The organism is Streptomyces sp. NBC_01276 (assembly GCF_041435355.1).
Taxonomy (GTDB): domain Bacteria; phylum Actinomycetota; class Actinomycetes; order Streptomycetales; family Streptomycetaceae; genus Streptomyces.
Window position 1 is genome coordinate 105739 of record NZ_CP108442.1, and the last position, 11381, is coordinate 117119.

Sequence of the window (11381 nt, forward strand, 5' to 3'; positions counted from 1 at the left end):
TCACCCGCCGGGAAGTGTCAGTGGAGTGGTGCGGTGGTGCGGGCCGCGAAGGTGTGCACCGTGGTGGTCCGGGTGCTCAGGCGCCGTCGAGCTCCTGGTCGATGAGCGCGAAGATGTCGTCGACGGTGGCGCTGCGCAGCCGCTCGTCGGACGCCTCGTCGGGCGGGGTGCCGCCGGCTGCCCCGTCGGCCGCGCCGCCGTCGCCGAGTGCTGCGAGCACGCCGTGCAGGCGGGCCCGGATCCGGGACCGGACCAGGTCGTCGTCGGCTCCGACGGCGGCGAGGGCCGTCTCGAACCGCTCGAGTTCGCCGAAGACCGCGAGGGCCGACGGGGCGGGTGCCCGGTCGGGTACGAGGTCGAGCCGGATCCGCTCGGCGAGGGCGGCGGGCGTCGGGTTGTCGAACACGAGGGTGGCCGGCAGCCGGAGTCCGGTGGCGGCGCCCAGCCGGTTGCGCAGCTCCACCGAGGTGAGCGAGTCGAAGCCGAGCTGCTTGAACTCCCGGTTGCGGTCGACGTCGCGCGGGCCGCCGATGCCGAGCACCGCCGCCACCTGGGTGCGCACCAGGTCGAGGAGGACGCCGTCCCGTTCGGGCTCGGACAGGGCGCCGAGCCTCTCGCGCAGCGCGGCGGCTCCGTCGGCCGCCACGGCCTCCCGGGCGGTGCGCCGGGCGGCCCGGCGGACCAGGCCGCGCAGGACCGCCGGGACCTCCCTCGCGGAATCCGGGCCGGCGGTGGGCGCGGTGGTGTCGAAGCGGACCGGCACCGCGACGGCGTGTTCGCCGGTCCTGGCCGCGTCGAAGAGCGCCAGGCCCTCCTCGGCGCGGAAGGACACCAGTCCGGAACGGGCCATCCGCCCGCGTCCTCGCTCGTCCATCCCGGAGGCCATGCCGCTGTCGGCCCACGGGCCCCAGGCCAGGGCGGTGGCGGGCAGGCCGGCCGCCGCCCGGCGCTGGGCGAACGCGTCCAGGAACGCGTTGGCCGCGCCGTAGTTGCCCTGCCCGGCGCTGCCCAGGGTCGCGGCGACGGAGGAGAACAGGACGAACTCCGACAGGTCCAGGCCCCGGGTCAGCTCGTGGAGGTTGAGCGCGGCGTCCACCTTGGGGCGCAGTACGGCGTCCAGCCGGTCCGCGGTGAGCGTGGCGACCAGGCCGTCGTCGAGCACCCCGGCCGCGTGGATCACCGCGGTCAGCGGCCGGTCGGCGGGGATCCCGGCCAGCAGTGCGGCGAGCGCGTCGCGGTCGGCGGCGTCACAGGCGGCCACCGTGACGGTCTCGGCGCCCCGCGCGAGCAGGTCGTCGCGCAGGGCGGCCGCTCCCTCGGCGGCCGGCCCGCGCCGGCCGGCGAGCAGCAGGTGGCGTGCGCCGTGGCGGTCCACCAGGTGGCGGGCCACCAGCCCGCCGAGGGCACCGGTGGCGCCGGTGACGAGTACGGTGCCGGAGGGGTCGGGTGCGGCGGGGACGGTGAGGACGAGCTTGCCGACGTGCCGGGCCTGGCTGAGGTGGCGCAGCGCGTCGGGTGCCCGGCGTACGTCCCAGCAGGTGACGGGGAGCGGGCGCAGCGCCCCGGTTTCGAACAGCGCCACCAGTTCGCGGAGCATGGCGCCGATGCGTTCGGGTCCGGCCTCGATGGTGTCGAAGGCGGTGTACGCGGCGCCCCGGTGTCCGGCCGCGACCCGCGCGGGGTCACGGACGTCCGTCTTGCCCATCTCCAGGAAGCGGCCGCCGTCGGTCAGCGTGCGCAGGGAGGCGTCCACGTATTCCCCGGCGAGGGAGTTGAGGACGACGTCCACACCACGGCCGCCGGTGGCGGTCAGGAACCGCTGCTCGAAGCCCAGGTCGCGGGACGAGGCGAGGTGCTCCTCGTCGAGGCCGTCCGCCCGCAGGGCGGCCCATTTGCCGGGTCCCGCGGTGCCGTACACCTCGGCGCCGAGGTGCCGGGCCAGCTGGGTCGCGGCCATGCCGACGCCGCCCGCCGCGGAGTGCACCAGCAGGGTCTGCCCGGCCCGCAGGCCGGCCAGGTCGACGAGGGCGTAGTAGGCGGTCAGGAAGACGATCGGCACCGACGCGGCCTCGGCGAACGTCCAGCCGTGCGGGATCCGCGCCACCATCCGGTGGTCGGCGACGGCGAGCGGGCCGAACGCCTCGGGGACCATGCCGAACACCCGGTCCCCCACCGCCAGTGCGGTGACCCCGGGGCCGGTCTCGCAGACGACGCCCGCGGCCTCGCTGCCCAGGGTGGCGGCCCCCGGATACATGCCGAGTGCGATGAGGGCGTCGCGGAAGTTGACGCCCGCCGCGCGCACGGCGATCCGGACCTGGCCCCGGCCGAGCGGGGCGGTGGCCGCGGGGTTCTCCGTCAGGGCGAGGTCGTCGAGGGTGCCGGTGGCGCCGGTGGCCCCCGTGGTCAGGCGCCAGGCGGTGGCTCCGGGAGCGGGCCGGAGGCTGTCGCCGGGTGACCGGCGGGCGAGCCGGGGGACGTACGCGGCGCCGTCGCGCAGCGCGAACTGGGGTTCGCCGGTGGCGAGCGCGGCGGGCAGGGCCCGGCCGGACGGGCCGTGGCCGTCGGGGTCGTCCGTGTCGACGAGGACCAGGCGTGCGGGATTCTCCGACTGGGCGGACCGTACGAGGCCCCAGAGGGCGCTCTGGGCCGGGTCGGTGACCGTGGCGCCGGGTGTGGGGGCGACGGCCCCCCGGGTGAGGAGGACCAGCCGGGCGTGCGCGGTCCGGTCGTCGCCGAGCCAGGTCCGCAGCGCTTCGAGGCCCTGCCGGGTCACCTCCCGTACGTCCTGCGCCGTACCGTCGCCGGTGGCGCGCGGGGCGGGCATCAGGACGGTGTGCGGGAGTCCGTCCGCGGCGCCGGGGGCGGCCAGGAGTGCGAGGAGACCCTCGTGGTCCTCGACCCGGGTGATGTCCGTGGTGGGTCCGGTTTCTCCCGGGGTGAGGGCGCGCCAGTCCATCCGGTAGAGGGTGTCCTGGTGCTCTGCCTGCCGTGCGGTGGACAGCCGGTCGGCGGTCACCGCCCGCAGCACGAGGGACTCCACGGAGGCGACCGGGCGGCCCGTGGCGTCGGCGACGAGGAGGGACACCGTGTCCGGGGCGGGTGAGGTCAGCCGGACGCGCAGGCCGGTGGCACCGGTGGCGTCCAGCCGTACGCCGCTCCACGCGAACGGGATCCGTCCCTGCCCGGTGTCCGGGAGCAGGCCGCCCAGGCCGACGGCGTGCAGGGCGGAGTCGAGCAGCGCCGGGTGGACGCCGAAGCCGTCGGCGGGGGTGTCCTGCGGCAGGGCGACCTCCGCGAACACCTCGCCGTCGCGCTGCCACACCGCGCGCAGGCCCTGGAACACCGGCCCGTAGCCGAAGCCGATTTCCGTCAGCCGCTCGTAGTACCCCTCGGCGGGAACGGGCCGTGCGCCGGCGGGCGGCCACTGGGAAAGGTCCGCCGCCGGATCGGGCCGTACGGGCGCGGCCGCCGGCGCCTCCGTGGCGAGCACGCCGACGGCGTGCGTCGACCAGGGTTCGTCGGGACCCGCACCGTCCTGCCGGGAATGGACCCGCACGGGCCGGCGCCCGGTGTCGTCGGGTCCGGCGACGGTGACCTGGAGTTGGACGCCGCCTCGGGAGGGCAGGACGAGCGGAGCCTGGAGGGTGAGTTCGTCGACCCGGTCACAGCCGGTCTCGTCGGCGGCCCGGATCGCGAGGTCGACCAGCGCCGTACCGGGCAGCAGCACCGCTCCCATGACCTGGTGTTCCGCCAGCCAGGGGTGCGACGCGAGCGACAGCCGCCCGGTGAGGACGACGCCCTCGCCGTCGGCGAGGCCCACGGCGGCGCCGAGGAGCGCGTGGTCCGCCGTTCGCAGGCCGGCACTCGCGAGGTCCCCGACCGCGGGGCGGGTGTCGAGCCAGTAGCGGGTGCGCTGGAAGGCGTAGGTGGGGAGGTCTACGGGCCGGGCGCCGCGTCCGGCGAAGACGGCGGTCCAGTCGACGGGCGTGCCGTGGACGTGGAGGTGGGCGAGGGCGGTCGTGACGGCCGTCGCCTCGGCGCGGTCGGTCCGCAGGAGGGGGACGGTGACCGCGTGCTCGTCCAGGGAGTCCTGGGCCATCGCGGTCAGGACACCGCCGGGTCCGACCTCCAGGAAGGTACGGACGCCCAGATCGGCGAGGGAGGTGACCGCGTCGCCGAAACGGACCGCCTCGCGGACGTGGCGCACCCAGTACTCGACGGAGCAGAACTCCTCCGGCGACACCGGGCGGCCGGTGAGGGTGGAGACGACCGGCACGGCCGGGGCGTCGAAGGTGACCGTTTCCAGGGTCGTGCGGAAGTCGTCGAGCATCGGGTCCATCAGCGGGGAGTGGAAGGCGTGGGACACGGAGAGCGCCTTCGTCTTGCGCCCGTCGGCCGCGAGGCGTTCGACGACCGCCGCGACGGCGTCCTGTGCGCCCGAAACCACCACGGCGGAGCGGCCGTTGACCGCGGCGATGCCCGCACGGTCCTCGAACCCGGCCAGCAGGTCCCGTACCTCTTCCTCCGAGGCCTGCACCGCGACCATCACCCCGCCCGTCGGGAGGGCCTGCATCAGCCGGCCACGAGCCGCCACCAGAGCCGCCGCGTCGTCGAGCGAGAACACACCCGCCACGTGCGCGGCGGCGAACTCACCCACCGAATGACCCGCCAGGAGGTCCGGCCGGACACCCCAGGACTCCACGAGCCGGAACAGCGCCACCTCGACCGCGAACAACGCCGGCTGCGTATAACCGGTCCGGTCCAGCAGGTCGGCGTCCTCGCCGAACACCACACCCGCCAGGGGACGTTCGAGGTGCTGGTCCACATGGGCACACACCGCGTCGAACGCGTCCGCGAACACCGGGAAGGCCTCGTACAGATCACGCCCCATCCCCGGCCGCTGACTCCCCTGCCCCGAGAACAGGAACGCCGTCCGGTGGTCCGTGGCAGCGGTGCCACGGAGTGCCGGGGCCGCCGGTCCGGCCGTGTCGGGCGCCGCCAGTGCGCGCAGCGCCGGGAGGAGTTCCTCACGGTCGCTGCCGAGCGCCACCGCCCGGTGCTCCAGGGCGGCCCGGGTCGTCGCCAACGACAGGGCCACGTCGACGGGTTCGAGTTCCGGGTGGCCCTCGATGTGGGCGAGGAGGCGTTCGGCCTGGTCCCTCAGGGCTTCCGGGCTGGTTCCCGAGAGGAGCCACGGGACGACGCCCGGCGCGGGGCGCTTCCCGGCGGGGGCCGGGGGCTGTGGCGGGGCCTGCTCGATGATGACGTGGGCATTGGTGCCGCTCACGCCGAAGGAGGAGATTCCGGCGCGGCGGGTGCGCTCGCCGTCGGCGGCCCAGTCGACGGCCGAGGTCAGGAGCCGGACCGAACCGGCCGCCCAGTCGACGTGCGGGGTCGGCGCGTCCACGTGCAGGGTCGCGGGGAGGACTCCGTGGTGCATGGCCTGCACCATCTTGATGATCCCGCCCACTCCGGCGGCGGCCTGGGTGTGCCCGATGTTCGACTTCAGCGAGCCGAGCCACAGGGGCTGGTCGCCCGGCCGGTCCTGGCCGTACGTGGCGAGGAGCGCCTGGGCCTCGATCGGGTCGCCGAGCCGGGTGCCCGTACCGTGGGCCTCCACCGCGTCCACGTCGGCGGCGGCCAGTCCGGCGTCGGCCAGGGCCTGCCGGATCACCCGCTGCTGCGCCGGACCGTTGGGCGCGGTCAGGCCGTTCGAGGCGCCGTCCTGGTTCACGGCCGATCCGCGCACCACCGCCAGAACCCGGTGGCCGTTGCGGCGCGCGTCGGACAGCCGCTCCACCAGCAGGAGGCCGACGCCCTCGCCCCAGCCCGTCCCGTCGGCGGCGGCCGCGAAGGATTTGCAGCGGCCGTCGGCGGCCAGTCCGCGCTGGCGGCTGAACTCGATGAAGGCGTTGGGGCTCGACATCACCGTCACGCCGCCGGCCAGGGCGAGGTCGCACTCGCCTCGCCGCAGGGCCTGGGCGGCGAGGTGCAGGGCGACCAGCGAGGACGAGCACGCCGTGTCCACCGTCAGCGTCGGCCCTTCGAGGCCGAGGGAGTAGGCGATCCGGCCGGAGACGACGCTGCCGGAGCTTCCGGTGCCGATGTAGCCCTCCAGGTCCTGCGGGACGCTGAGCAGGCGGGCCGCGTAGTCCTGGTAGCCGGAGCCGATGAAGACGCCCGTGCTGGTGCCCCGTAGCGAGGTGGGGTCGAAGCCGGCGCGCTCGAACGCCTCCCAGGAGGTCTCCAGGAGGAGTCGCTGCTGGGGGTCCATGGCGAGGGCCTCGCGGGGCGAGATCCCGAAGAACTGCGGGTCGAAGTCGGCGGCGTCGTAGAGGAAGCCGCCGTCCTTGGCGTAGGTGGTGCCGGGCCGGTCGGGGTCGGGGTCGTAGAGCGACTCCAGGTCCCAGCCCCGGTCCGTGGGGAAACCGCCGATCGCGTCGCGGCCGTCGGCGACCAGGCGCCAGAGGTCCTCGGGGGTGCGTACGTCGCCCGGGTAGCGGCAGCTCATGGCGACGATCGCGACGGGCTCGTCGTCCCCGCAGGTGCGGGCCGCGGCCGGCGGCCGGGGGGCGCCGGCGGTCTCCCCGGTGTCGGCCGCCGTCAGTTCGCCCAGCAGGTGTGCGGCGAGCACGGCCGGGGACGGGTGGTCGAAGACGAGGGTGGCCGGGAGGTGGACACCGGTGGCCTTGTTGAGCCGGTTGCGCAGTTCGACGGCGGTCAGGGAGTCGAAGCCCAGTTCGCGGAAGGCCCGGTCGGCGGCGACCGCGTCCGTGTCCTGGTGGCCGAGCACGGCCGCCGCCTCGCCCCGTACGAGTGCGAGGACCGCGCGGGTCCGCTCGGGCGCGGTCAGGGTGAGGGCCCGGCGGACGAACTCGGTTTGTTCGCCCCGGCCCGCCCCTCCCGGAGCCGAACCGGCGGCCGCTGTCACTGCGGCTGCCGTCAGGGCGGCGGCGGCCTCGGGGACCTCTCCGATCAGCGGGCTGGGCCGGAGCAGGGTGAAGGAGGGTGCGAAACGGTCCCAGGCGACGTCGGCGACCGTCACCGCCGTCTCGTCGCGGTCCAGGGTTCCGCGCAGCGCAGCGAGCGCCGACGCCGGGTCGAGGGCGGGCAGTCCGCGCTTGCGCAGCCGCTCCTCGGCGTCGCCGTCCTCGACCATTCCGCCGCCCGCCCACGGCCCCCAGGCGACGGCCGTGGCGGTGAGTCCCCGTGCCCGGCGGTGCTCGGCGAGGGCGTCGAGGGAGCCGTTCGCCACCGCGTACGCCGCTTGCCCGGCCGCGCCCCACACTCCGGAGATCGACGAGAAGAGGACGAAGGCGTCCAGCGGGCGATCGCCGAGCAGGTCGTCCAGGTGGCGGGCACCGGCCGCCTTGGCGGCGAGGACGTCCGCGAACCGCTCCGGCGTCGTCTCGGCCAGCATGCCGGGCGTGCCCACTCCGGCGGCGTGCACGACGGCGGTCAGCGGGTGCTCCCCGGGCAGTCCGTCGAGCAGTCGGGCCACCGCGGTCCGGTCGGCGATGTCGCAGGCCTCGATGGTGACCTGCGCTCCGCGTTCCTCCAGTTCGGCGCGGAGCGCTTCGGCGCCCGCCGCCGCCGCGCCGCGCCGGCTGGTCAGCACCAGGTGTGCCGCGCCGGCGTCGGCCAGCCAGCGGGCCACGTGCGCGCCCAGGGCTCCGGTGCCTCCGGTGATGAGCACGGTCCCGCGCGGCTGCCACCCGGCGGTCGTGCCGTGCGGCCCGGCGTCCGTCCGTGGGGAGCGGTGCAGCCTGCGTACGAAGACTCCAGCGGCCCGGACCGCCAGCTGGTCCTCGGCCGCGTGGGCCCCCGCGAGCGCCCCGGCGAAGCGCCGTGCGGCGCGGTCGTCCAGTACGTCGGGCAGGTCCAGCATTCCGCCCCAGCTGGCGGAGTGCTCCAGTGCCGCGGTGCGGCCGAGTGCCCAGACCTGTGCCTGGAGCGGGCTGCGCAGCGGGTCGGAGGGACCCGTCGACACGGCGCCCCGCGTCGCGCACCACAGGGGGGCGCCGAGGGTGGCGTCGTCCAGGGCCTGGACGAGCGCCAGGGTCGCGGCGAGTCCTTCGGGGAGCGCGGTGTGGACGGGGTGCGGCCGTTCGTCGACGGCGAGCAACGAGAGGACGCCGGCCACGGTCCCGCCGTCCACCGCGGTGCGCAGCAGGTCGGCGAGGTCCGCCCGTACGGTGCCCGGCTCCACGGGTACGGTGCGCACCCGTGCGCCGTGGTCGCGCAGGGCCCGCAGCGCGGCCGCCGCCCAGGGGTCGTCCGCCGGGTGTCCGGCGGGCAGCACGACGAGCCAGGTGCCGGGTAAGCGGATCTCGGTGGCCGCGGTCGCGGCGGGCTTCCAGACCGTGCAGTAGCGCAGGCCGTCCAGGGTGGAGCGTTCGCGGTGCCTGCGCCGCCACAGGGTGAGCGCGGGCAGGACCGCGCTGAGCGGTGCGTCGTCCGCCAGGTCGAGCCGCTGCGCGAACGCTTCGAGGTCGGCGCTCTCCACGGCCTGCCAGAAACCGGCCTCCACCGGGTCCGCCGCCCCGGTTTCGGTCCGCTTCGCGGAGAAGGCCGTCCCCTCCAGCCAGTACCGGCGGCGCTGGAACGCGTAGGTGGGCAGGTCGGGGAGTACGGGGCTCGGAGCGCCGAGCAGGGCGTTCCAGTCGGGGGTGATGCCGTGGACGTGGAGCCGGGCCAGCGCGGAGGCGACCGCGAGGTCCTCGGGGCGGTCCGTGCGCAGGACCGGCAGGGTCACCGCCGTCTGCGTGTCGAGGAGGTCCCGGGCCAGGGCCGTCAGTACGCCGCCGGGACCGATCTCCAGGAACACCGACGCGCCGGCGTCCGACAGGGCGCCGACCGCGTCCGCGAAGCGCACGGCCCGGCGGACCTGACGCACCCAGTACTCGGCACGGGTGGCCTCTGCGGTGGTCATCGGGCGGCCCGTGACCGTGGACACCACCGCGATGTCGGGCTCGGAGAAGGTCACCTCCTCGGCGACCTTGCGGAAGTCGTCGAGCATCGGGTCCATGAGGGGCGAGTGGAAGGCGTGGGAGACGGTCAGCGCCTTCGTCCTGCGGCCGTCGGCCGCGAGCCGGCCCGCGACCGCGGCGACCGTGTCCTCGGCGCCCGACACCACCACGGCCGACGGGCCGTTGACGGCGGCGATGTCCGCACGGTCTTCCTGCCCGGCGAGGAGGTCCCGTACCTCTTCCTCCGAGGCCTCCACGGCCACCATCACGCCGCCCGTCGGGAGGGCCTGCATCAGCCGGCCGCGCGCCGCCACGAGCCGCGCCGCGTCGTCGAGGGAGAACACACCCGCCACGTGCGCGGCGGCGAACTCGCCCACCGAATGCCCGGCCACGAAGTCCGGCCGGACGCCCCAGGACTCCATCAGCCGGAACAGGGCCACTTCGATGGCGAACAGCGCCGGCTGCGCCTGGCCCGTCTGGTCCAGCGGCTCCGCGTCGGCTCCGAACACCACGTCCCGCACGGGCCGTTCGAGGTGGGCGTCCAGTGCGGAGCAGGCGGCGTCGAAGGCCTCCGCGAACACAGGGAAGGTTGCGTAGAGTTCACGCCCCATCCCGAGCCGCTGGCTCCCCTGCCCCGAGAACAGGAACGCCACCTTCTTCTTCCGGGCCGCCGTGCCGTCGAAGACGTGGCCCGTCGGCTCGTGGCGGGCGAAGGACGCGAGGGCGGTGAGCAGTTCGTCGCGGTCCCGGCCCACCACGGCGGCGCGGTGCGGCAGTCCGGCCCGCTTCGTCGCCAGCGCGCGGGCGATGTCGGCCGGCGGGGTCCGCGGGTGTTCGCGCACGTAGGCGAGGAGTCGCCGGGCCTGTTCGGGCAGCGCCTCGGCGCTGCGGGCCGAGAGCGGCCACAGGAGGGGGGTCCGGGCGGGCGCCGCGGGCTCGGGAGCCGCCACCCCGTCCGCCGCTTCGGGAGCGGGTTCGGGAGCCGGTTCGGGAGCCGGTTCGGGGGCGGGTTCCTCCAGGACGACGTGCGCGTTGGTGCCGCTGACCCCGAACGAGGAGACCCCGGCCCGGCGCGGCCCCTCCCCCTCCGGCCAGTCGACCGGCTCCGTCAGCAGCCGGACGGCGCCCGCCGACCAGTCCACGTGCGGCGAGGGCTCGTCGAGGTGCAGGGTGCCCGGAAGCACCCCGTGGTGCAGGGCCATGACCATCTTGATGACGCCGGCAACCCCCGCCGCGGCCTGGGTGTGGCCGATGTTCGACTTGAGCGCACCGAGCAGCAGCGGCCGCCCGGCCGGCCGGTCCTGGCCGTACGTGGCGAGGAGCGCCTGGGCTTCGATCGGGTCGCCGAGCGAGGTGCCGGTGCCGTGCGCCTCGACGGCGTCCACGTCCGCCCCGGTCAGGCCGGCGTTGGCCAGTGCCTGGCGGATGACCTTCTGCTGCGCGGGGCCGCTGGGGGCGGTGAGGCCGTTGGAGGCGCCGTCCTGGTTGACGGCGCTGCCCCGGACCACGGCCAGAACGCGATGGCCGTTGCGGCGGGCGTCCGAGAGACGCTCCACGAGCAGCATGCCGACGCCCTCGGACCAGCCCGTGCCGTCGGCCGCGGCCGAGAACGGCTTGCACCGGCCGTCGGCGGCCAGCCCGCGCTGCCGGCTGAACTCCATGAACGCGCCGGGGGTGGACATCACCGTCACACCGCTGACCAGGGCCAGTGAGCATTCGTCCTTGCGGAGCGCCTGGGCGGCGAGGTGCAGGGCGACGAGCGAGGACGAGCACGCCGTGTCGACCGTGACGGCGGGCCCCTCGAAGCCGAAGGTGTAGGCGAGGCGTCCGGAGATGACGGCGGCGGCGTTGCCCGTGCCCAGGTATCCGTCGAAGTCCTCCGGGGAGGTGGACAGCCGTGCGTAGTCCTGGCCGTTGGTGCCGGCGAAGACTCCGGTGCGGCTGCCGCGCAGTGCGCCCGGGTCGATGCCGGCCCGCTCGAACGCCTCCCAGGCGGTCTCCAGGAGGAGCCGCTGCTGCGGGTCCATCATCAGCGCCTCGCGCGGCGAGATGCCGAAGAACCCGGCGTCGAAATCGGCGACGCCGTCGAGGAATCCGCCGTGCCGTACGTAGCAGGTGCCCGCGTGGTCCGGGTCGGGGTCGTACAGGGCGTCCAGGTCCCAGCCGCGGTCGGCGGGGAAGCCGGATATCGCGTCGCCGCCGTCGGCCACCAGCCGCCACAGTTCCTCGGGCGAGGTCACCCCGCCGGGGAAACGGCAGCTCATCGCGACGATGGCGATGGGCTCGTGGGAGTCGGAGGTCAGTTTCCGGTTCTGCCGGCGCAGCCGCTCGGTCTCCTGAAGGGAGGCCCGCAGTGCCTGAACGATCTTGTCGTTCGATGTGGTCATCATGTGCTCCGTACTCAGGCCGTTG

Annotated in this window: 1 protein-coding gene; it reads right to left on the bottom strand. The window is 75.4% G+C overall.

What is annotated here, in order from left to right:
- Nucleotides 1-76: 76 nt before the first annotated feature.
- A complete protein-coding gene (locus OG295_RS00505; RefSeq protein ID WP_371681059.1) occupies nucleotides 77-11374 on the bottom strand; it encodes a type I polyketide synthase in 11298 nt (3765 codons plus the stop codon).
- Between the last annotated feature and the right edge of the window lie 7 nt (nucleotides 11375-11381).